Below are 19,709 nucleotides of genomic sequence, written 5' to 3'. Positions count from 1 at the left end.
AGAGTATTGACGAAATGACGACCGATCCCGACAGGGCCCTGCTCAACCTCCTGCGCGAGAATGCGCGCGCCTCGACCGCCGAGCTGGCGCGCAAGCTCGGCGTGTCCAGAACGACGGTGCAAAGCCGTATCGAGCGGCTGGAACAGCGCGGCGTGATCTCGGGTTACAGCGTCAAGCTGTCGTCCGACTATGAGAGGAATCTCGTTCGGGCGCACATATTGGTGACGGCGCTGCCCAAGGTTTCGGCAGCGGTCGAGGCCGTGCTGCGCCGCATCCCGGAGGTACGCACGCTGCACTCGGTCAGCGGCAATTTCGACATGATCGTTGTGGTCGAGGCGCCGTCGGTGCGCGATCTCGACGCCCTGATCGACCGAATCGGTGCGCTTGAGGGCGTCGAGCGCACCTTGTCGTCGATCATCCTGTCGACGCGAATCGACAGGTAGGAATGTCTAGTTCGCGGCCAGTGCCGGCTGCGACCAGCGCGCGACGATCAGCCTGTAGGGGATGAGCGCGAAGATGGCGATCAGGAGCTTCACCGTGAGGTCGCCCAGCGCCCAGGAGACCCAGCGAGGCGCTTCCATCGACAACATGCCGAGAAGCGGTGCTGCTTCGACCGCAAAGGCGTCCTCGGGGCCGATGAAGGCGAAGGCGGCGGAGAAGGCGATGCCGAAGAAGATCGCGGTATCGAACACCGAACCGACGAGCGTTCCGAAGATCGGCGCGCGCCACCAGCTCTGCCGGCGCAGCCAGTTGAACACGGTGACGTCGAGCAGCTGCGCGGTCAGGAAGGCGGCGCCGGAGGCGACCGCGATGCGCGCCAGGCGGTCAGCTGCTGTGTCGAACGGAATGAGGCCGTAGCGGAACAGAAGCGGCGGCGCGACGATCGAGCAGACCACCGCCGTCATGAAGCCGACAAAGACGATCCGCCGCGCCATCTTCGGCCCGTAGCGGCGATTGGCGAGGTCGGTGACCAGGAATGAGAAAGGATAGGTGAAGGCGCCCCAGGTCAGGATGTCGGCAAGCGCCAGAGATCCGACCCGTCCCTGCATCGGGAACTGGACGAGAATGTTGGAGGCCACGACGACAAGCGCCATGGCCACCACGAAAGGCAGATAACGTGAACCGGAGTTCATTTTTTTATCCTGGGTAATGGAACCAGCTTTACGGGCAGTGCCCGGGCGGATTGGTCGGAGCCTCTATCGTCCTTGCGGCCGTCAGAGGCTCCAGGCGGTCGTCCCCCGCCCTGATTCGATTAGGCTGCGGCCTGCTCGGCGGTCTTCTTGGCGATCTGCTTCTTGAGCAGACGCGCGCGCTGCGACAGCTCTTCAGCGTCAGCCTTGGCCAGGAACGCGTCGAGGCCACCGCGATGCTCGACAGTACGCAGAGCGTTGGCCGAAATGCGCAGGCGCACGTTCTGGTTCAGCATCTCGGAGATGAGCGTGACGTTGACCAGGTTCGGCAGGAAGCGACGACGGGTCTTGTTGTTGGCATGGCTCACATTGTTGCCGGTCATGACGGCTTTGCCGGTGAGTTCGCAAGCGCGGGACATGTTACTTACCTTCAGTTCTGGCGGACCAAGCGACGAAAACGCACCAATCAAGAAATGGCGCGCGGTCTCAGTCTGGCGGCCTCATGGAAAAAGTTGGCGTTCCATAGGTGTATTTGGCTGACGCGTCAAGCGTCCAGGTCGTTTCGGGGCGTTGTCCCCAACTCCACAGAATGGCCGGAATTGCTTCTATAACCGATTGCAAGGGATGCGAACAGCCGGAACCAGCTTCCGCTGACGATGAAGGTGTTGTTAGCAATGCGCCGCTCCAAATCTGTCCTGCTCGCATTGGCCATTGTCCTGTCGCCGTCGCAGGTGCTGGCTGCCGGCAAATCGTTTCGTGGCGATTATTCGCTGTCTTTCCTCGGCATTCCCGTTGCCAAGGCAACTTTCGAAAGCAGCTATGACGGCAATTCCTATGTGGTGAACGGCACCGTATCCAGTGCCGGGCTGGCAACTTTCTTCGACGATACGCATGGCACGATCTCGACACGCGGCAGCCTGGGCGATGGCCGCATGCAGCCGCGCGCCTTCCGCGCCGATTATGTCTCGGGCAAAAAGGCGTCGCTGGTCGATATCCGGTTTTCCGGCGACCGCGTCACCAGCAGTGAGGTCGTGCCGGCGCCCAAGAAGCGCGGCGAGACCTGGATTCCGCTTGGCGCCGGCGACCTTCGCGGCGTCGCAGATCCCATCGCCGCCACCATCATCCGCGCACCCAGCCTCGACAAGGTCTGCGGCCGCACGGTGAAGATGTATGATGGGGAGCTGCGTGCCGATCTCAAGCTCACAGCGGTCTCGACGCGTGAGATATCGGTCCCCGGCTTCAAGGGCCAGACAGTCACCTGCCGCATGGGGTTCCAGCCTGTTTCAGGCTACCGCAGCGACAAACGCGCGCTGACCTTCCTGCGCGACCGCAGCCGGATCATGGTGACGTTTGCGCCGGTTGGCCAAACCGGGGTATACGCGCCTATCCACGCCACCATCAGCACGGAGATCGGCACGATCACCGTCAGGGCCAGGCGTTTCGAAGCTACCGACTAGACCGGGAGGGGTGAGTGGGGCGCGCGACTTTGATTGGGTTTTCGGCGGTTGCCATGTGGTCGCTGCTGGCGCTGCTCACCGACGCTTCTGGTTCGGTGCCGCCGTTTCTGATGTCGGCCATCACCTTCGCCATCGGCACCTGTGTCGGGCTCGTTGCCCGGCTGTTCATGCCCAAGCCGGACAGGACCGAAAAAATCCCGCCGCAAGTCTGGGTCATCGGCATCGCCGGGCTGTTCGGCTACCATTTCTTCTACTTCACAGCACTTCGTAACGCCCCGGCCGTCGAGGCAAGCCTGATCGCCTATCTCTGGCCGCTGTTCATCGTGCTGGGCTCCGCCCTGATGCCAGGCGAGCGGCTGCGCTGGAACCACATCGCAGGTGCGCTGCTCGGCCTTGCCGGCACCTTCCTGATCGTCACGAAGGGCGGCGGGCTGGCTTTCGAACCACGCTACGCATTCGGCTATGCCATGGCCTTCGTCTGCGCCTTCCTGTGGTCGGGCTATTCGCTTTTGTCGCGGCGCTTTCCATCGGTGCCGACATCAATCGTCACCTGGTTTTGCCTGGCGACGTCGATCCTGTCGCTCGTCTGCCATCTGGCGCTTGAACAGACAGTGCTGCCGGCCAATGCCGGTCAATGGCTCGCCGTGCTCGGTCTCGGGCTGATGCCTGTTGGTGCGGCCTTCTACGCCTGGGATATCGGCGTCAAGCGCGGCAACATCCAGGTGCTGGGGGCGGCGAGTTATGCCGCACCGCTGTTGTCGACATTGGTGCTGATCGCTGCCGGCTTTGCCGAGCCGTCCTTGCGCATCCTCGCGGCTTGCGTGCTGATCACCGGTGGTGCCGTGCTTGCGGCGAAGTCGCTGATCTTTGGCGAACGCAACGACAATCGTCCAGCCACGAACGGGGCGGGGGCTTAAGCCCCCTTCGGCTCCCAGCCCGGTTCGGCCAGCTCGAATTGGGCGAATTCGAAGCCGGGCGACACCGTGCAGCCGACAAGCGTCCAGTCGCCCATGCTGCGCGCCGTCTGCCACCAGCCTGCGGGAACCACGCATTGCGGCTGCTCACCGGCGGCGAGGTTGATGCCGAGCGTGTAGGCGATGACGCCGCCACCTTCCTGGTGCAGCTTGAGTTCGATCGGGGCGCCGGCATGGAAATGCCAGACTTCGGACGCGTCCCTGACGCGGTGCCAGTGCGACACGTCGTTATGTTCGAGCAGGAAGTAGATCGCGGTCGAATTGCCGCGCGCGCCGTGCGGGCCGCCATATGGGTTGTCGCGAAAGGTCTCGGTGTACCAGCCGCCTTCGGGGTGGCGGCGCATACCGAGCATGGCAATGATTTCGGCTGCGTACATGTCAGAAATTATCCTTGCGCTTGCGGATTTCGGCGAACACTTCGCTATCGGAGGCCTTTTCCATGCCGAGATGCTTTCTGATCGCCGGATCGGCCCAGCGCAGGAACGGATTGGTCGCCAATTCCTCGCCGATCGTTGTCGGCAGCGTCGGCTTGCCTTCCGCCCGAAGCGCCTCGATCTTTTCGGCACGGGCGCGCAAAGCCGCGTTCTCAGGATCGATGGTCAGCGCAAAGCGCGCATTGGACAGCGTGTATTCGTGCCCGCAATAGACCACCGTGTCAGCGGGCAGGGCGGCGAGCTTCTTCAGCGATTCGAACATCACGGGTGCGGGACGTTCAAACAGCCGGCCGCAGCCAAGCGCAAACAGCGTGTCGGCGGTAAACGCGATCTTCGATTTCGGCAGGTGGTAGCAGACATGGCCGGCGGTGTGGCCGGGCGTCGAAATCACCTCGATGGTCTCGTTGCCGAAGGGGATCACCGAGCCCTCCTCGACGGTGTCGTCGATGCCGGGGATCTTGTCGCGCTCGGCTTCGGGTCCGACGATGCGCAGCTTGAAACGCTGTTTCAGCGCCAGATTGGCCTCGACATGGTCGTTGTGGTGATGCGTCGTCAGGATCATCGACGGCGTCCAGCCGCTGTGCTCGATGGCCGACAGGATCGGGCCTTCCTCGGGAGCATCGATGATTGCCGTCTCGCCGGTTTCGCGGTCGTGCAGCAGCACGCCGAAATTGTCAGTGCGGCACATGAAAAGCTTGATCTCGACGGGCATCGCAGAACTCCATTCCGTGTCAGGACGATACGGCGCGCATCCCTCGCTGTCACCTCAATTGGCAGCGGTCGTTGAAGTCGTCGTTGCGGGCGTCTACCTTCAAGCTATGAATTCCGACATCGTCGACCTTCGCTCGTTTTATTCGACACCGCTTGGCCGCCTGGCCGAGCGATCGATCGCCATGGGGCTGTCGTCGGTATGGGCCGGCTTGCCCAATGAACGGCTGGTCGGTCTCGGCTATACGCTGCCCTGGCTCGATCGTTTCGGCAGTGACGCCGAGCGGGTCTTTGCCTTCATGCCGGCGACGCAAGGTGCTGTCGTGTGGCCGATGCAGGGGCCATCGGCGACGGCTCTTGTCTTCGACGAGGAGCTGCCGCTTGTCGATTCGTCCATCGACCGTGTGCTGCTCGTCCATTCGCTCGAACATGCCGAGAGCCCGCGTGAGACGCTGAAGGAAATCTGGCGCGTGCTTTCGCCCGCCGGGCGCATCGTCATCGTCGTGCCCAACCGGCGCGGTGTGTGGGCGCGTTTTGAACACACGCCGTTCGGCACCGGTAGGCCGTTTTCGAGTGGCCAGCTCAACGAGTTGCTGCGCGAGGCCAATTTCACCGTATCGGCATGGTCGGATGCGCTCCATTTTCCGCCGTCGCGGCGAAAATGGATGATGAGCCTCGATCATCTGTTCGAGAGCGCCGGCAGGCGCTTGTGGCCGATCTTTTCCGGCGCCATCGTTGTCGAGGCGCAAAAGCGTGTCTACCAAGGCATTCCGGTGGCGCAGCGCGCCTCGCGCCGCGTCTTCATGCCGGTGCTCACGCCGAGCGGGGCGACGCGCGGGTTTCCGGCGCTCAGGCGTGGCAAGGAAGAGCTGCGCAAGCCGGACATATTCTCGACATAGGGCTGCTATCCAAGGCTCAATGCCTTCAAATTCAGCCATGCAATCCCTAAATGGCAAGGCGAAAGTCCAAACTGCCACCTCGCACCAGCAGGGATCATCGAACTGACCGACGTCATCCACCCAAAACGCGCTGTCCAGCACTCCAAAGGCAAGCGCGCGATGCTGATCGTCAATCCGCGCGCCCGCCGTGGCGGCGGGTCGATCGATATCGCCAGGCAGGTGCTTGTCGATGCCGGGCTCGAGATCGAAGAGATGGCGACGAGCAAGGACGAGAACGCCTCCGAGCTGATCTCGCGCCATGCCGATCATTTCGACATCGCGATCGTCGGTGGTGGTGACGGTACGCTTAACAACGCGGCTGCCGGCCTTGCCCATTCAGGCCTGACGCTCGGCGTCTTGCCGCTGGGCACCGCCAATGATTTCGCCCGCACCATGGGCATCTCGCCGGACCCGGTCAAGGCAGCCGAGGTCATCGCTGCCGGTCACCAGACCACCGTCGATCTCGGCGAGGTCAACGGCCATCTGTTCTTCAACGTCGCCAGCATTGGCTTCAGCGCTGAACTGGCGGGCGAGCTCACCGAACACGCCAAGAAGCGCTGGGGCACGCTCGGCTACGGCATCGTTGCTGCACGGCTTCTGATGCGCTCCAGGCTGTTCACCGCCTACGTCGATCATGACGGCACGACCGAAGAAATCCACACCATGCAGGTCTCCGTCGGCAACGGCCGCCACTATGGCGGCGGCATGACGGTCGAAGAGACGGCGACCGCCGACGATGGCTGGCTCGATTTCTACAGCCTGGAGGTCGATCACTGGTGGCGGCTGCTTCGTCTGCTGCCCAGCCTGCGCAAGGGCACGCAAGGCCAGTGGGACGATGTCCGCGCCTTCAAGACCACCGAAGTGACCGTCCGCACCAAGCGCCCGCGTCCTGTCAACACCGACGGCGAGCTGGTGACCTGGACGCCGGCGCATTTCCGCATCCGGCCGAAATCGGTGCGCGTGTTCGCACCGAAAGGCTGACACTGCGCCTGGCCGGTTGGCCGCGACTTCGATCACGAGCTTGTTCAGCGAAGGCGGCGATACGTAGCCGTCGTTGAATGGCACAATGGACGCTTCGATTCGCGCGAAGCGAGCCAGTCGGAGGAAGCGCATGCCGGGCCAATCGTTTACTCAAGCCAATCGCGAGCCTCTGGCGCCCGACTTCGACGGTGGATTCTTAAATCACCTCAAGATGGCACGGCAGGCGCTGGCATCTTCGCCGGTGCGCAAGACACTGACCTGGCTCTGCCTTTCGATCCTGGGTGTCGTCGTCGCCACCTCGGCCGGGCAGATCGTGCTCAACCGCTGGAACAAGCCGTTCTACGACGCACTGGAAAGGCGCGACCTTGCCGCCTTCCTGGACCAGCTGATGATTTTTGCGGTGATCGCAATCTGCCTTCTGGTGCTGAATGTCGGCCAGCAATGGCTCAACCAGATGATCCGGCTCAAGCTGCGCGAGGGCCTGACGCTCGACCTGATCACCGAGTGGCTGCGGCCCGGACGTGCCTTCCGGCTTGCCAATGCCGGCGCTGTCGGCGTCAACCCCGACCAGCGCATGCAACAGGACGCCGGCCACCTGGCCGACCTCACCACCGACCTGGGCATCGGCCTGCTGCAGGCCTCGATCCTTCTCGTTTCCTTCGTCGGCGTTTTGTGGAGCCTGTCGTCTGGCTTTGTCTTTCATGTCGGCGGAAGCTCGTTCAGCATTCCAGGCTACATGGTCTGGGCCGCCATCATCTATGCCGGCTCGGCCTCCTTCCTGAGCTGGCTCGTCGGCCGGCCGCTGATCACGCAGAACTCCGATCGCTATTCGCGCGAGGCGGAGCTGCGTTTCTCGATGGTCCGCGTCAACCAGAACATCGACGCGATATCGCTGGCCCGGGGCGAAGCCGATGAAAAGCGGCGGCTGGAGCTGGATCTGGCAAGTGTCCTGACAGCGCTGCGGCGCATCTTCACCACCCAGATCAGCCTTGCCTGGGTGACCGACGGCTATGGCTGGTTCACGGTCGTTGCCCCCATTCTGGTTGCGGCACCGGTCTATTTTGCCGGCGATATCAGCTTCGGCGGGCTGATGATGGCGGTCAGCGCCTTCAACCAGGTGCATGCCTCGCTGCGCTGGTTCATCAACAATGTCGGCGCCATTGCCGACTGGCGCGCCACCTTGATGCGCGTCGGCGTGATCCGCAGCGTGCTGGTGGCAGCCGACGTGCTGCACGACAAGGAAGACCGCATCGACTTCGGCGAAAGCCGTGACGGCAGTCTCTCCTTCGACAATCTCGAGATTGTTTCGCCGAGCGGCTGCACCAGGCTTTCGGAGCCGCATCTCAGGGTCAAACCAGGCGAACGTGTGCTCGTTGTCGGTGAGGCAGGTGCCGGCAAGACCTTGCTGTTCCGCGCCCTGGCCGGGCTCTGGCCGTGGGGGAAGGGCCGCATCGAGCTTCCGGGAGGCAAGCAGGTCGCCTTCCTACCGCGCGCTTCCTATGTGCCGCCCGGCACGCTGCGCGACGTGTTGTGCTATCCCTCGCTCGACAAGACATTTACCGAGGCAGAATTCACAGCGGCACTCCGCGCCGTTGGGCTGGAGCGACTGACCGGGTCGCTCGACCGCGTCGCGTCATGGAGCGAGGAGCTGAACACCGACGAATTGCGGCTCGTCGCTTTCGCCCGGCTCAGCCTGCACCGGCCCGACTGGGTGATCATCGACGAGGCGTTCGACACGATCGATGCCGCAGCGCATGAGCGCGTCAAGGCCATGTTCGAGGGCGAACTGGCCAAAACCGGTGTGGTCTATTTCGGTCCGGCGCGGCAGAGCGGCGGCCTGTTTGACAGGACCGTCCATCTTGCCAAGGACAAGCGCGGGCCGGCTCTCAAGAAGATACGCCTCGAAGGCATGGCCCGGGCCGCGGCCGATGCCTGACGCGGCCCGAGCCGATATGCTCAGATAGCCGAGGTCTCCGCTTCCGGGCAGTCGGAAGCGCCGGCTGCCTTGCTTGGGCCAAAGATCGCAAAGCTGATCGCCGCCAGGATCCAGACGCCGATGCCGCCATAGAGTGCCACCCAGCCAAAGCCGTTGACCAGTGCTGCGTGAGCGATGGCCGCAGGCACGTCGAGGGCGCTTCCTTCAGGTGAAACCGCGCCGCCGGCGGCGATGCGCTCCGCCAGGGCCCGCAGTTGCGTGGCGTCGGACACTTCAGGAAGCGCGTCTCTCAGCGTGTAGAGAACGCCTTCGACAAGGACGAAGCCCATCACCGCGATGTTGACGGCGAGTGAAATCAACCGCGCGCTGGCGTCGATGCCCGAGGCCATGCCGGCGCGGCTTGCCGGCACCGATCCGGTGGTCATGTTGGTGGCTGGCGTCGTCGTCAGGCCAAGTCCGATGCCGGAGATCAAGGCACCCGCCAGAACCGTCAGGCCGCTTGCCTGCTCCAGGCCGCTGCCGAACCACATCACGATGAAGCCGAGGCCGATGGTGAACAGGCCAAGCGGGATGATGGTGCGCGCGTTGAAGCGCAACAGCAGATACTGGGCAACCGGCGACATCACCAGGAAGGGCACCGTATAGGCGAGCAGCGCCAGTCCGGTCATCGTGCTGTCATAACCGAGGCCGACGGTGAAATAGATCGGCAGATAGATCATCAGCGGCCAGTAGCTGAAGTTCATGCCGATGCAGCCGATGATCGCGCCTGAGAAGTCGCGGATTTTGAACACCGAGAAGTCGAACATCGGATGGGCATGGAATCGCTCGACCAGGATAAAGGCGACGAAGCCGACGACGGTGGCGGCGGCGATGCCGAGCGCCGTCGGGCTCAGGAAGCCGAGGTCGGCACCCTGGGTGATGTAGTAGGTCAGTCCGAAGACCGATGCGCTCAGGAGGACGATGCCGGGCAGGTCCAGCTTCTTGGCCTGTGGATCGCGCGATTCGGCTACGCTGGCATAGGTCAGGGCCAGGCACAGCACAGCCAGCGGCGCGTGGACCAGGAACACCCATTCCCAGGTCGACAAGGAGACGATCAAGCCGCCGATGACCGGTCCGAAGCCCAGGCCAATGCCTGATATGATGCCCCAGATGGCGAAGGCGTTGCCGCGCGCTTTCGCGTCCTGGAACTGGTGCGAGAGAATGGCGATCGAGCAGATGAACATGGCACCGCCGGCCATGCCTTGCAGGAAACGGCCGGCGATCAGCACCGTCGTGTTGGGAGCGAGGCCGCACATCAGCGACGTCACGCCAAAGGCCGCGACGGTGATGGCGAAGACCAGCCGGCGGCCGTAGCGGTCGGCCAGCGTTCCCGTCGCCATCAGCACCGTCGTACAGGCGATGGTGTAGGCGTTCATGATCCACTGCATGTCCTGGAAGTTGGCTTGCAGCACATGTTCGAGCGTCGGCAGGATCACCGGTACGCTCGATATTTCAAGGCCGAACATCAGCGCGGACAGACAGATTGCCCCCAGCGCCAGGTTGTCTCTGCTGATCAGGTTCATCCCATACCTCTGGCTGACGGCAGAGGCTCAGGGGCCTTGCCGTTGTGTTGCTTTGAGCAATCGAGATAGGTGATGCTTGATCATATCGAAATGGTATGTATTTCTATTTCAGTGATAACAAATTGGAATAGATGTGATGCTGTGGCTCGACGCTGAAGCGGTGCGGAACTTTGTCATGGTGGCGGAACTGCAAAGTTTCACCCGGGCCGCCGATGCGATGGGCACGACGCAAGCTGCGGTCAGCGTCAAGCTCAAGCGTCTCGAGGAGCGGGTTGGCCGCAAGCTGATCGAACGCACGCCCCGGCGCGTGCGGCTGTCCGCCGAGGGCGCGCTGTTCATCGATTCCGCCCGCGCTTTCCTGGTCGCGCATGACAATGCGGTCGCCGGCCTGTCATGCGGCACGCGGCGTTTTGCGCTCGGCATCGCCGGACATGTCGCCGGGCCTGAGGTAACGACCTTGCTGGCGCGTCTCAACCAGCACGATCCGGCGCTGACGATTGAGGTCCAGGTCGACAATTCAAGCAATCTGCTCGACGCCTTCGATCGCGGCAAGCTGGATGCGGCGATCGTCAGGCGCGAGGACGACCGCCGTGATGGTGAGGTGCTTGGACCTGAGCATTTCGGCTGGTTTGCGACGCCCGATTTCCATCACCGCCAGGGCGAGCCGATTCGCCTGGCTGCGCTGTCGCGGGCCTGCGGCGTGCGCGACCTTGCCACGCGCACGCTCGACGATGCGGGTATCCCCTGGGTCGAGGTGTTTCTCGGTGGTGGCTCGTCCGTGGTGACGGCCGCCGTTTCAGCCGGCCTTGCCACGGCGGTCTTTTCCAGCCGGCTATCGCCGCCCGGCACCATCGAGGTCAGCCGCAAGTTCGCCCTGCCTCAGGTGCCGTCATCGGAAATCGTGCTGCATTCGACGCTGACCGACCGCCGGTCGCGCGAAGCGCTGCGCATCCTCGCCTGCGCCTTCCGCGAGCACGGTGCGTCGTCGGCATAGATTGCCTGAGGGAGATGGCTTGATGTCTCCAGTGCGCTATCATAAAATGATAGTTGGCGATTGGAGATACCCCTATGCCGTCAAGCTATACCCTTGGCCAGCACTATGAGGGCCTGGTCCGCAATCTGGTTTCCAGTGGTCGCTATGCGTCGGCGAGCGAGGTCTTGCGAGACGGGTTGCGCCTGCTCGAAGAGCGGGAAGACCAGCGGCGTGCAAAGTTGGAGGCACTGCGCGATGCCATCCGAGAAGGCAAGGATAGCGGAGAGCCCGAACCGTTCGATTTCGATAGCTTCATGAGTGAGTTGCGCGAAGGCGCAGGCAAGCGTGGCGCGTAAGGTCCGCCTCACACCCAAGGCACGTGCCGATCTCAGGCAGATATGGACCTACATCGCCGGTGAAAATAGCGCTGCCGCCGAGCGTGTGCTGGAGCGGATCAACAAAGTTTTTCTGATGCTTGCCGGGCAGCCGGAAGCCGGGCGTCAGCGTAACGAACTCGGTGAAGGCTTGCGCAGCTTCGCGGCCCGCAACCATGTCGTTTTCTATGAGATTCGCGAAAGCTCGATCGACATTGTTCGCGTGCTGGACGGTCACCGTGACATCGTCGAGGATCATTTTCGCGAATAACCAGACAGCAGGACTGCTGCTTCAGCAAAAACACCGCTGCCCGCCGAAGAAGTTCCAGGATCACCCGCGCTTCGAAGGACCGCGCTCAGCGTCGAGCGCGGTCATGATTGAAGCGGCTAACGATTTTTACCGATGTTCTCCGGGTTATACGCCGTGGTCTGGTAGACCCGGTTGATCCAGTTGCCGAAAAGCAGGTGCGCATGCGAGCGCCAACGGTTGAGCGGCCGGCGTTGAGGATCGTCATCGGGATAATATTCGTGCGGCACGGCAATGGACACGCCGGCGGCCACGTCGCGGTCGTACTCTTCCTTGAGCGAGGTCGAGTCATATTCGATGTGGTTGAACATGTAGAGCCGGTTGGCGGCTTGCTCGGCGAGCAGGCTGGGGCCGGTCTCTTCCGATTCCATCAGCAGTTCCAGCCCGGAGCCTTCGGGGATGTCGGTGGCACGGACCTCCGTCCAGCGCGACACCGGAATGGCAAAGTCGTCCGAGAAGCCGGCGAGATAGGGGGAGGCAGGCGCGTTGTTGTTGTGGCGGAAAACGCCGAAGGCCTTCTCCTCCAGCGTGTGTTTTGGAACGCCATGGAAATGCCAGGCGGCGGCCATCGCGCCCCAGCAGATGAAGAACGATGAATGGACGTTTGTCGTCGTCCAGTCCAGGATCTGCTTGAGTTCGTCCCAATAGGTCACGTCCTCGAAGGGTAGCAGCTCCACCGGCGCGCCGGTGATGATGAAGCCGTCGAACTTGCGATCCTTCACCTCTTCCCAGGTCTGGTAGAAGGTGATGAGGTGTTCCTCTGAGGTGTTCTTGGCCTTGTGGTTGCCGATACGTATCAGCGTCAGTTCCACCTGCAGCGGGCTGGCGCCGATCAGCCGCGCAAACTGGGTCTCCGTCCGCACCTTGTTGGGCATGAGGTTGAGAAGGCCGATCTGCAGCGGACGGATGTCCTGACGCAGGGCGGTCTGCTCGTCCATGATGGACACGCCCTCTTTTTCCAGCACTTCGCGGGCGGGGAGTTGATCCGGGATCTTGATCGGCACTGTGCGAACTCCAAAAAACAAAAACCGGCATTGCTGTCGCAAAGCCGGTTTACGGATCGCAAACGGCCCTTTAGCGACTTGTTTAACGTGGCTGCAAGCCGACCGGCCAAATCACCACGGGTCTATGTGCTGCTATTACGCCTGGCGGCCGATTGCGTCAACTGCGACCCAAATGGGGCGCCAGAGCGGCCACAATTGCCGGTTTTTCTCGACATTATGTGCCTCGGGCGGTATTCCCGCTGCGACCTCCGGCCGGAGGCGCCAATCCAGGATTTTCGACATGACCAAGGCACCTGAGCAGATTCGCCCCGAACCCCGCGCGGGCATCATGGAAATCGCAGCCTATGTGCCCGGCAAGAGCACCGCCGGCGCAGGTGTCACCAAGGTCCATAAGCTCTCGTCGAACGAAAACCCGCTGGGCGCTTCGCCCCATGCCATCGAGGCCGTCCAGAAACTGGCGCATAAGATGGAGTATTATCCCGACGGGTCGTCGCTGCGCCTGAGGCAGGCGATCGCTACGACCCATGGGCTCAACCCGGCCAACATCTTGTGCTCCAACGGCTCCGACGAAGCGCTCGGCCTGCTCGCCCAGAGCTACCTCTCGCCGGGCGACGAGGCCGTCTACACCGAGCATGGCTTCATGGTCTACAAGATCTACACCCAGGCTGCCGGCGCCATTCCCGTCGTTGCCAAGGAAGATGCCGAGAAAGCCAGTGTCGACAACATCATCGCGGCGCTGACGCCGAAGACCAGGATCGTCTTTCTGGCCAACCCCAACAACCCAACCGGCACCTACATGCCGTTCGAGGAGGTGCGTCGCCTGCATGCGGCGCTGCCCAAGAACGTACTGCTTGTGCTCGATGCCGCCTATGCCGAATATGTCCGCCGCAACGACTACGAGGCGGGCGTCGAACTGGTCGCGGGCAACGAGAATGTCGTGATGACGCGCACCTTCTCCAAGATCCACGGTCTGGGTGGTCTGCGCATCGGCTGGATTTATGCGCCCTCGCACATCATCGACGTGCTGGAGCGTATGCGCGGGCCGTTCAACGTCAATGCGGCGGCTATCGAGGCAGGTGTTGCGGCGATGGAAGACCGCGGCCATGTCGAGCGCACGGTGGCGCACAACGCGCAGTGGGCGGAATGGCTGGTCAAGCAGTTCACGGCCCTTGGCCTCCGCGTCACGCCCAGTGTCGGCAACTTCCTGCTTATCCACTTCCCCGATGATGCCAAGCACGCGGCTGAGGCGGCCGACGCGTATCTCAGCGCGCGCGGCTATATCCTGCGCAGGGTCGCCGGCTACGGCTTCCCCAATGCGCTGCGCATGACCATCGGCACCGAAGAGGCCAATCGCGGCGTGATCGCCGCACTCACCGAATTTCTGAAAAGTTGAACCATGTCCGATCCCCTTTTTGAAAAGATCGCCCTCATCGGCATCGGCCTGATCGGCTCCTCGCTTGCCCGGGTCATCCGGCGCGAGGGCTTGGCCCGCCACATCGCCATCTCGACGCGCAGCGCGCAAACGCTCGCGCGTGCCGAAGAACTCGGCCTCGGCGACAGCTATGCGACCGATGCCAAGCTTGCAGTCAAGGACGCCGACCTGATCATCGTCTCGGTGCCTGTCGGCTCCTCCGGCGCGGTGGCCAGCGACATCGCATCCGTGCTCAAGCCGGGCGCCATCCTCACCGATGTCGGATCGACCAAGGCTTCGGTCATCGCCCAGATGCAGCCCTATGTCCCGGAAGGTGTCCACTTCATCCCCGGCCACCCGCTTGCCGGTACTGAAAAGTCGGGCCCCGACGCCGGTTTCGCCGACCTGTTTGAAAACCGCTGGTGCATCTTCACGCCGCTGCCTGATACCGACCCGGTGGCACTGGAAAAGCTGTCTGAGTTCTGGCGCCGCTGTGGTTCCAACATCGACACGATGGACCCCGAGCATCACGATATGACGCTGGCGATCGTCTCGCACCTGCCGCACATTATCGCCTACAACATCGTTGGCACCGCCGACGATCTCGAAGCGGTGACCAAGTCGGAAGTGATCAAGTATTCGGCGTCCGGCTTCCGCGATTTCACGCGACTGGCGGCTTCCGATCCGACGATGTGGCGCGACGTGTGCCTGCACAACAAGGACGCGATCCTCGAAATGCTGGCGCGGTTCTCCGAAGATCTCGCTTCATTGCAGCGGGCGATCCGCTGGGGCGACGGCGACAAGTTGTTCGACATGTTCACCCGCACCCGCGCCATCCGCCGCTCGATCATCGAGGCCGGCCAGGAAGTCGATGTGCCGAACTTCGGCCGCGAGGCGATCGAGCATCCGGTGAAAAGCTAGGGGATTGGGGCAGTAGGGCAGTAGGGCAGTAGGGCAGTAGGGCAGTAGGGCAGTAGGGCAGTAGGGCAGTAGGTATAACCCTCCGCCCGCTGCCTCAGGGCACAGTCCTTACTGCCTTATTCCCCTACTGCCATACTGCCCTCACTACTCACTTCACCGCCGGCACCATCCCCAGCGGAATGAAGCCGAGCGTCGCCTTGCCCTTGACGATCTTCAGCGGCAGGCTCGGGGCGTCGCCGAGCAAGGCAAGCCCTGAAAACACCGATCCTATCTGCTGACGCTGCTCGGGGATGACATCCGACAGGATGCGCGACAGTTCGCGCGGGTTCTGGACAATCACCTTCAGGTCTGCGTCGACCAGCCCGTCGGTATCGATCGACCATGGGCCGCTGAGTGCCACACCAGCACTGCCACCTGATGTCAGCGTCATCGAACGGATCGTGCCCGACTGGCCGCGCAAGACAGGCTGCCTGCTCGTCACAAGGGCAACGCCATTGTTCAGCGTCGTGTCGGCGCTGCCGTCGAGCCTGGGCAGTGTGCGGCCATCGATCGCCTCTGGGTCGATGGCGAGCCCGGTGAAGGTTCCGGCCAGGTCGAGGTTGGTACCGTTCGGACGCAGGTGCGTCTGGGTTTCCTCGGCCGTGAACAGCGGTGTCGGTGCGCCGTCGCTGAAGGCGGCCTGGCCGCTCAGCTTGCGCGTTTCCACCGAAATCCGCTCGGGTAGGGGATTGGCGATGCGGGCGCTGGCGTGCAGGAGGTCCCAGTTGAACTGAAGCTGGGGCAGGTCAGGCGCGGTTATGCGCAGCGGCCCGTCGAGTTCGAGAACGGTGCGCATTGGCTGGTAGATCTGGGCTGCGGTGCGCAGGTTGCCGGCGCTGGCGGAAATCCTGCGGGCGGAATCCTCATAGTCCAGCCTGTCGCAGAACAGTCCGATGCGGAACGGAAAGCCCTTGATCGTAGGGGCCGCGCATTCAACCGACACGCCGTCGCGGCTCAAGCCGGCGATCGCCTTGCGGACCTCGTTTTCGGCCTTTCCGGCAAACCAGAACCAACCGGCGCTGTAGCCGCCGAACAAAAGCACGATGAAAAGTCCGAGCCACAGGAAACGGCGGCTGTAGTTCGGTTTTGGTTCTTGGCTTGACGTCATGCTCGGGCTCTCGTTAGTGCATGACGCCGAAAATCGTAACCGATTTTCAGAAAGGATCATGCACAGATTCAAAGTGTTACAGCGTCCTTTGCGCGTCCGATAGGACGCGCGGCGCTGTAAGCGGGAAACCCGCGAAACACCAACAGGCTTGGCGATATGGGCGATTTTTGGGTTTTTGGCTATGGCTCGCTGATGTGGCGGCCAGGTTTTGCGCATATCGAGACGCGCCGCGCCCGGCTGATGGGCTTTCGCCGCTCGCTGTGCATCCGCTCCTTTGTGCATCGTGGCACCGAGCAGCGGCCGGGCCTGGTGCTTGGCCTCGACCGTGGCGGCTCATGCGTCGGCCTCGCTTTTCGCGTCCCTGGCGATCTCAGTGGCGAGGTGCTCGCCTATCTGCGCGAGCGCGAGCTTGTCACCAGCGTTTATCTCGAGCGCTCGCTTGCCGTACAGCTCGACCATGGCGAGAAGGTACAGGCAGTTTGCTACATCGCCGACCGCAGCCACCACCAATATGCCGGCAATCTCGACGCGGCACATGCCGCCGAGATCGTCACCGGAGCGGTCGGGCAATCCGGCCGCAACGAGGATTATGTCGCAAGCACAGTCGAGCATTTGCGCGCGCTCGGCATTCGCGACCACTGGCTGGAAGAAGTGGCACGGCTTGTCGGCAAATAGTGCGATGTCAGGAGGCGAAATCAACGCCCGTTTTTCGGCGGCACTCGGCGTGGACTCGCGCTAAGGATTCGTCATGCTTTTCCAACGCCCTGACGACGATACGCTCTATGACGCCCTCATTGCGCGCGATGCGGCTTACGACGGCTTTGCCTATGTCGGTGTGCGAACAACCGGCATCTTCTGCCGGCTTACCTGTGCCGCACGGAAGCCCAGGCGCGAAAACGTGCAGTTCTTCGACACCACGGCCGAATGCCTGCATGCCGGCTTTCGCCCCTGTCAACGCTGCCGTCCGATGATGGGCACCGGCGAACCGGAACCGCTTGTGGCAACACTCGTCGATGCGCTTGACAGCGATCCGGAGCGGCGGTGGCTGGAAACCGACATTATCGCCATGGGCTTCGATGCCTCGACGGTGAGGCGCGCCTTCAAGAAGCGCTTCGGCATGAGTTTCCTCGAAATGGCGAGGCTGCGGCGCCTCGGCCAGGCGACCGAGCGTCTGGCATCAGGCGACAGCGTCATCGACACGCAGATCGATGCAGGTTTCGATTCAGGCAGCGGATTTCGCGCGGCGATCACAAGGATGCTCGGCGAAGCCCCGGCCAAACTGCGCGGCAAGACCATGCTCAAGGCCGACTGGATCGAAACCCCGATCGGCCCGATGATTGCGATTGCCGACGCGCATGCGCTGCATATCCTCGAATTTCTGGAACGAAAGGCGCTGGCGACCGAAGTCGCCAAGCTGCAGGCCGCCACAGGTTCGGCCATCGTCTTTGGTCGCGCCGCACCTATCGACCAGATATCGACTGAACTTGGCGATTACTTCGCGGGAAAATCGTCAAGCTTCGCCGCCCGGCTTGCGCCACAAGGCTCGGCCTTCGAGCGTCAAGTCTGGGATGGGCTGCGGCAGATTCCGGTCGGCACCACCGCCACCTATTCAGGCCTCGCGGCCGATATCGGCAATCCGCCTGCTGTGCGTGCGGTTGGCCGCGCCAATGGCGCCAACCCGATCGCCATCGTCATTCCTTGCCATCGCGTGGTTGGTGTCAGCGGCGACCTCACCGGCTATGGCGGCGGCCTCTGGCGCAAGCGCTGGCTGCTTGAACATGAGCGGCGGCTGGCTAGCCGACGGTAACGCCCAATTCCTTCAGCCGCTTTACCGCCGTTGGCGGCATGGCGGGTGGGTTTTTCGACGTTGCTGCCTCGATCAGGAATTCGTCGCAGGCGGCCTCGGTCTCGGTGATCAGGCGCCTCATGAACTCTTCCTTGTCCAGGCCAGCTGGAATCGGCGGCAGGAAACGTGCCTTGATGGTGCCGGGGAAGCGCAGGAACTTGCGTCGCGGCCAATACAGGCCGGCGACATGGGCGACCGGAACAACCGGCAAGTTGAGTGCCGAATAGAGCTCGGCGATGCCCCATTTGTAGGCCGGCTCGGCACCTGGCGCGCGGCGGGTGCCCTCGGGATAGATGATCAGCTGGCGGTCGTTCTGCATCTCCTTGCGGGTCGCAACGACAACCGCCTTGAGCGCCACCGAGCGTTTGCCGCGATTGACCGGGATCATCTTCATCTTGGCGATGTACCAGCCGAAGAACGGAATCCACATCAGCTCGCGCTTGAGGATGTAAAGCGGATCGCGAAGATAGGGGAAGAAGGCGATCGCATCCCAGAACGACTGGTGCTTGGGCGCCAGGATGAACGAGCCCTCGGGCAGGTTCTCGATGCCGGTCACTTCGCTCCTGGTGCCGGCGATCTTTTCTTGCAGCCAAAGGCTGGTGCGCGCCCAGAATTTCGGCACGAACCAGGCGCGATGGCGCGGCGACAGGAAGTAGTAGGGCGTCCACAGGATCATCTGGACGACCAGGCTGACATAGAAGACGAAGTTGAACGCCAGCGAGCGGATATAGAGCATTGTTGAGGAGCGCCTGAGGACGGATTTTGCCGTTGGTTACACCAAGCCGTCCAAAAAGGAAAACGGCGCGTGGCGGCTGTTGGCGTCTTTAGGGCAGGGTTGGCCTTATTCGGCTGCCTGGGCCTGCTCCACAAGCTCGCTGTCAGCCGACGGCTTGATCGGCACGATGCCGCGCGCCAGAGCCAGCAGGTACTTGTTGTATTCGGTGAACAGCACGCGGAATGCCTCGGGTTTGGTCAGCCAGATGCCGTCGTCGAGCCTGGAGTTGACGACCGGGTAGGGCTCCAGGCTGGCGTGGCGCAGCAGCCGCCCCATCTCCAGCAGGCTGCGCGGCATGTGATAGTTGTTGGTGACCAGAATGACGCGCTCATAGGCATGACCCTCGACCCATTTGGCGCTTTCCTCGGCATTGCCGATGGTGTCGAGCGCCGCACGGTCGATGTCGACACAGCAGTTGAACAGCGCCTTGTCGCCGCGCGTGGCGAGCTGCAGCTGGCGCCGCGTTGCCGAAGGATGCACGCCGCTGATCAGCAGGCGCTGGCCCTTGCCGGCCTTGAGCAGGCCAAGGGCAGCGTCGATTCGTGATTGGCCACCGGTCAAAACGATGATGGCGTCGGCCTTGGCGGGGTCGGCGGGGGTGGTCAAGCCGCTGACGTGAGTCGCAAAAAGGGCGAAGCCCCCAGTGAAGATAAAGGCTGCGGCAACCAGGATGAACAGTATGCGGCGCAAAAAAACTAGTCTCCGGCGCGGCTTAAGCCTGGCCGGGTAGAATTTCGTTCCTGAAACCGTCCCCGATGCGGCGAGCGCGTTCTGTCCCATCACGAAACCATGGTTAAGCAGGGATTGCGGCTTTTGCAGAGCCTATTTATG

Annotated in this window: 22 protein-coding genes and 1 riboswitch; of the genes, 13 read left to right on the top strand and 9 right to left on the bottom strand. The window is 62.7% G+C overall.

Annotated elements, in window-relative coordinates:
- Window positions 1–14: 14 nt before the first annotated feature.
- Window positions 15–443 carry an Lrp/AsnC family transcriptional regulator gene (locus AC1RTB_RS23460; RefSeq protein WP_492881562.1) on the top strand — a complete coding sequence of 143 codons (429 nt, stop codon included), beginning with the start codon at window positions 15–17 and terminating at the stop codon, window positions 441–443.
- Between the two features lie 6 nt (window positions 444–449).
- Here the strand turns inward: AC1RTB_RS23460 and AC1RTB_RS23455 are convergent, their stop codons facing one another.
- A complete protein-coding gene (locus AC1RTB_RS23455; protein WP_492881561.1) occupies window positions 450–1,133 on the bottom strand; it encodes a queuosine precursor transporter in 684 nt (227 codons plus the stop codon).
- A gap of 119 nt (window positions 1,134–1,252) precedes the next feature.
- Window positions 1,253–1,549 carry a 50S ribosomal protein L28 gene (rpmB, locus tag AC1RTB_RS23450; protein WP_492881560.1) on the bottom strand — a complete coding sequence of 99 codons (297 nt, stop codon included), beginning with the start codon at window positions 1,547–1,549 and terminating at the stop codon, window positions 1,253–1,255.
- A 255-nt stretch (window positions 1,550–1,804) separates the two neighbouring features.
- Here rpmB and AC1RTB_RS23445 point away from each other — a divergent pair, with 255 nt between their 5' ends.
- Both AC1RTB_RS23445 and yddG read left to right on the top strand, forming a co-directional pair.
- Entirely contained in the window at window positions 1,805–2,587 is a 783-nt protein-coding gene (locus tag AC1RTB_RS23445; RefSeq protein WP_492881559.1) for a DUF3108 domain-containing protein, read from the top strand.
- Between the two features lie 14 nt (window positions 2,588–2,601).
- Entirely contained in the window at window positions 2,602–3,504 is a 903-nt protein-coding gene (gene yddG, locus AC1RTB_RS23440; RefSeq protein ID WP_492881558.1) for an aromatic amino acid exporter YddG, read from the top strand.
- Here yddG and AC1RTB_RS23435 read toward each other — a convergent pair.
- Both AC1RTB_RS23435 and gloB read right to left on the bottom strand, forming a co-directional pair.
- On the bottom strand, window positions 3,501–3,938 hold the full coding sequence (locus tag AC1RTB_RS23435) for a cupin domain-containing protein (RefSeq protein ID WP_492881557.1): 438 nt from the start codon (window positions 3,936–3,938) through the stop codon (window positions 3,501–3,503). The two genes, yddG and AC1RTB_RS23435, sit on opposite strands and share 4 nt — an antisense overlap.
- A gap of 1 nt (window position 3,939) precedes the next feature.
- The gene (gloB, locus tag AC1RTB_RS23430) at window positions 3,940–4,707 is read right to left on the bottom strand and encodes a hydroxyacylglutathione hydrolase (RefSeq protein ID WP_492881556.1); all 768 of its coding nucleotides are present in this window, start codon (window positions 4,705–4,707) and stop codon (window positions 3,940–3,942) included.
- A gap of 106 nt (window positions 4,708–4,813) precedes the next feature.
- Between gloB and AC1RTB_RS23425 the strand changes: the two genes are divergently transcribed.
- From AC1RTB_RS23425 to AC1RTB_RS23415, 3 genes are all read left to right on the top strand, one after another.
- On the top strand, window positions 4,814–5,602 hold the full coding sequence (locus AC1RTB_RS23425) for a class I SAM-dependent methyltransferase (protein WP_492881596.1): 789 nt from the start codon (window positions 4,814–4,816) through the stop codon (window positions 5,600–5,602).
- A gap of 114 nt (window positions 5,603–5,716) precedes the next feature.
- A complete protein-coding gene (locus AC1RTB_RS23420) occupies window positions 5,717–6,622 on the top strand; it encodes a lipid kinase (RefSeq protein WP_492881595.1) in 906 nt (301 codons plus the stop codon).
- 130 nt (window positions 6,623–6,752) lie between these two features.
- Window positions 6,753–8,558: an ABC transporter ATP-binding protein/permease gene (locus AC1RTB_RS23415; RefSeq protein ID WP_492881555.1), complete on the top strand. Its 1,806-nt coding sequence runs from the start codon at window positions 6,753–6,755 to the stop codon at window positions 8,556–8,558.
- A 20-nt stretch (window positions 8,559–8,578) separates the two neighbouring features.
- On the opposite strand, the gene AC1RTB_RS23410 is transcribed toward AC1RTB_RS23415, so the two are convergent.
- A complete protein-coding gene (locus tag AC1RTB_RS23410; protein WP_492881554.1) occupies window positions 8,579–10,120 on the bottom strand; it encodes an MFS transporter in 1,542 nt (513 codons plus the stop codon).
- Between the two features lie 136 nt (window positions 10,121–10,256).
- Here AC1RTB_RS23410 and AC1RTB_RS23405 point away from each other — a divergent pair, with 136 nt between their 5' ends.
- The 3 genes from AC1RTB_RS23405 to AC1RTB_RS23395 all read left to right on the top strand — a co-directional run bounded on the left by AC1RTB_RS23405 (window position 10,257) and on the right by AC1RTB_RS23395 (window position 11,738).
- Window positions 10,257–11,114: a LysR family transcriptional regulator gene (locus AC1RTB_RS23405; protein ID WP_492881553.1), complete on the top strand. Its 858-nt coding sequence runs from the start codon at window positions 10,257–10,259 to the stop codon at window positions 11,112–11,114.
- Window positions 11,115–11,188: 74 nt separating this feature from the next.
- A complete protein-coding gene (locus AC1RTB_RS23400) occupies window positions 11,189–11,449 on the top strand; it encodes a type II toxin-antitoxin system ParD family antitoxin (RefSeq protein ID WP_492881552.1) in 261 nt (86 codons plus the stop codon).
- On the top strand, window positions 11,439–11,738 hold the full coding sequence (locus AC1RTB_RS23395; protein ID WP_492881551.1) for a type II toxin-antitoxin system RelE/ParE family toxin: 300 nt from the start codon (window positions 11,439–11,441) through the stop codon (window positions 11,736–11,738). The genes AC1RTB_RS23400 and AC1RTB_RS23395 overlap by 11 nt, the downstream gene beginning before the upstream one ends.
- Before the next feature lie 116 nt (window positions 11,739–11,854).
- On the opposite strand, the gene metA is transcribed toward AC1RTB_RS23395, so the two are convergent.
- Window positions 11,855–12,778, bottom strand: a complete 924-nt coding sequence (gene metA / locus AC1RTB_RS23390) for a homoserine O-acetyltransferase MetA (RefSeq protein ID WP_492881550.1) — start codon at window positions 12,776–12,778, stop codon at window positions 11,855–11,857.
- A 50-nt stretch (window positions 12,779–12,828) separates the two neighbouring features.
- A riboswitch (SAM riboswitch) is annotated at window positions 12,829–12,906 on the bottom strand.
- Between the two features lie 152 nt (window positions 12,907–13,058).
- Between metA and hisC the strand changes: the two genes are divergently transcribed.
- Both hisC and AC1RTB_RS23380 read left to right on the top strand, forming a co-directional pair.
- The gene (gene hisC / locus AC1RTB_RS23385; RefSeq protein WP_492881549.1) at window positions 13,059–14,171 is read left to right on the top strand and encodes a histidinol-phosphate transaminase; all 1,113 of its coding nucleotides are present in this window, start codon (window positions 13,059–13,061) and stop codon (window positions 14,169–14,171) included.
- A 3-nt stretch (window positions 14,172–14,174) separates the two neighbouring features.
- The gene (locus AC1RTB_RS23380) at window positions 14,175–15,110 is read left to right on the top strand and encodes a prephenate/arogenate dehydrogenase family protein (RefSeq protein ID WP_492881548.1); all 936 of its coding nucleotides are present in this window, start codon (window positions 14,175–14,177) and stop codon (window positions 15,108–15,110) included.
- A 148-nt stretch (window positions 15,111–15,258) separates the two neighbouring features.
- Here the strand turns inward: AC1RTB_RS23380 and AC1RTB_RS23375 are convergent, their stop codons facing one another.
- On the bottom strand, window positions 15,259–16,257 hold the full coding sequence (locus AC1RTB_RS23375) for a DUF2125 domain-containing protein (protein ID WP_492881546.1): 999 nt from the start codon (window positions 16,255–16,257) through the stop codon (window positions 15,259–15,261).
- 156 nt (window positions 16,258–16,413) lie between these two features.
- Here AC1RTB_RS23375 and AC1RTB_RS23370 point away from each other — a divergent pair, with 156 nt between their 5' ends.
- Window positions 16,414–16,932, top strand: a complete 519-nt coding sequence (locus tag AC1RTB_RS23370; protein ID WP_492881545.1) for a gamma-glutamylcyclotransferase — start codon at window positions 16,414–16,416, stop codon at window positions 16,930–16,932.
- A 73-nt stretch (window positions 16,933–17,005) separates the two neighbouring features.
- Window positions 17,006–18,064, top strand: coding sequence for a bifunctional transcriptional activator/DNA repair enzyme AdaA (locus AC1RTB_RS23365; RefSeq protein WP_492881544.1), 1,059 nt, complete (start codon window positions 17,006–17,008; stop codon window positions 18,062–18,064).
- Here AC1RTB_RS23365 and AC1RTB_RS23360 read toward each other — a convergent pair.
- The gene (locus tag AC1RTB_RS23360; protein WP_492881542.1) at window positions 18,051–18,839 is read right to left on the bottom strand and encodes a lysophospholipid acyltransferase family protein; all 789 of its coding nucleotides are present in this window, start codon (window positions 18,837–18,839) and stop codon (window positions 18,051–18,053) included. The genes AC1RTB_RS23365 and AC1RTB_RS23360 overlap by 14 nt on opposite strands.
- Window positions 18,840–18,944: 105 nt before the next feature.
- Window positions 18,945–19,658: a YdcF family protein gene (locus AC1RTB_RS23355; protein ID WP_492881594.1), complete on the bottom strand. Its 714-nt coding sequence runs from the start codon at window positions 19,656–19,658 to the stop codon at window positions 18,945–18,947.
- Between the last annotated feature and the right edge of the window lie 51 nt (window positions 19,659–19,709).

This window comes from Aminobacter sp. GW821-FHT11F06, assembly GCF_058808215.1.
Note: the sequence above shows the minus strand (reverse complement) of the source record. Positions and strands in the feature narration are given on the sequence as shown.

What these genes read in the sequence shown, in the direction of transcription:
- AC1RTB_RS23435 (WP_492881557.1), bottom strand. Translation starts at nt 3,938, where the DNA reads ATGTACGCAGCCGAAATCATTGCCATGCTCGGTATGCGCCGCCACCCC.
- AC1RTB_RS23360 (WP_492881542.1), bottom strand. Translation starts at nt 18,839, where the DNA reads ATGCTCTATATCCGCTCGCTGGCGTTCAACTTCGTCTTCTATGTCAGC.
- AC1RTB_RS23455 (WP_492881561.1), bottom strand. Translation starts at nt 1,133, where the DNA reads ATGAACTCCGGTTCACGTTATCTGCCTTTCGTGGTGGCCATGGCGCTT.
- AC1RTB_RS23405 (WP_492881553.1), top strand. Translation starts at nt 10,257, where the DNA reads ATGCTGTGGCTCGACGCTGAAGCGGTGCGGAACTTTGTCATGGTGGCG.
- AC1RTB_RS23410 (WP_492881554.1), bottom strand. Translation starts at nt 10,120, where the DNA reads ATGAACCTGATCAGCAGAGACAACCTGGCGCTGGGGGCAATCTGTCTG.
- AC1RTB_RS23355 (WP_492881594.1), bottom strand. Translation starts at nt 19,658, where the DNA reads ATGGGACAGAACGCGCTCGCCGCATCGGGGACGGTTTCAGGAACGAAA.
- AC1RTB_RS23425 (WP_492881596.1), top strand. Translation starts at nt 4,814, where the DNA reads ATGAATTCCGACATCGTCGACCTTCGCTCGTTTTATTCGACACCGCTT.
- AC1RTB_RS23380 (WP_492881548.1), top strand. Translation starts at nt 14,175, where the DNA reads ATGTCCGATCCCCTTTTTGAAAAGATCGCCCTCATCGGCATCGGCCTG.
- hisC (WP_492881549.1), top strand. Translation starts at nt 13,059, where the DNA reads ATGACCAAGGCACCTGAGCAGATTCGCCCCGAACCCCGCGCGGGCATC.
- AC1RTB_RS23365 (WP_492881544.1), top strand. Translation starts at nt 17,006, where the DNA reads ATGCTTTTCCAACGCCCTGACGACGATACGCTCTATGACGCCCTCATT.
- gloB (WP_492881556.1), bottom strand. Translation starts at nt 4,707, where the DNA reads ATGCCCGTCGAGATCAAGCTTTTCATGTGCCGCACTGACAATTTCGGC.
- AC1RTB_RS23375 (WP_492881546.1), bottom strand. Translation starts at nt 16,257, where the DNA reads ATGACGTCAAGCCAAGAACCAAAACCGAACTACAGCCGCCGTTTCCTG.
- AC1RTB_RS23460 (WP_492881562.1), top strand. Translation starts at nt 15, where the DNA reads ATGACGACCGATCCCGACAGGGCCCTGCTCAACCTCCTGCGCGAGAAT.
- AC1RTB_RS23400 (WP_492881552.1), top strand. Translation starts at nt 11,189, where the DNA reads ATGCCGTCAAGCTATACCCTTGGCCAGCACTATGAGGGCCTGGTCCGC.
- AC1RTB_RS23370 (WP_492881545.1), top strand. Translation starts at nt 16,414, where the DNA reads ATGGGCGATTTTTGGGTTTTTGGCTATGGCTCGCTGATGTGGCGGCCA.
- AC1RTB_RS23445 (WP_492881559.1), top strand. Translation starts at nt 1,805, where the DNA reads ATGCGCCGCTCCAAATCTGTCCTGCTCGCATTGGCCATTGTCCTGTCG.
- rpmB (WP_492881560.1), bottom strand. Translation starts at nt 1,549, where the DNA reads ATGTCCCGCGCTTGCGAACTCACCGGCAAAGCCGTCATGACCGGCAAC.
- AC1RTB_RS23415 (WP_492881555.1), top strand. Translation starts at nt 6,753, where the DNA reads ATGCCGGGCCAATCGTTTACTCAAGCCAATCGCGAGCCTCTGGCGCCC.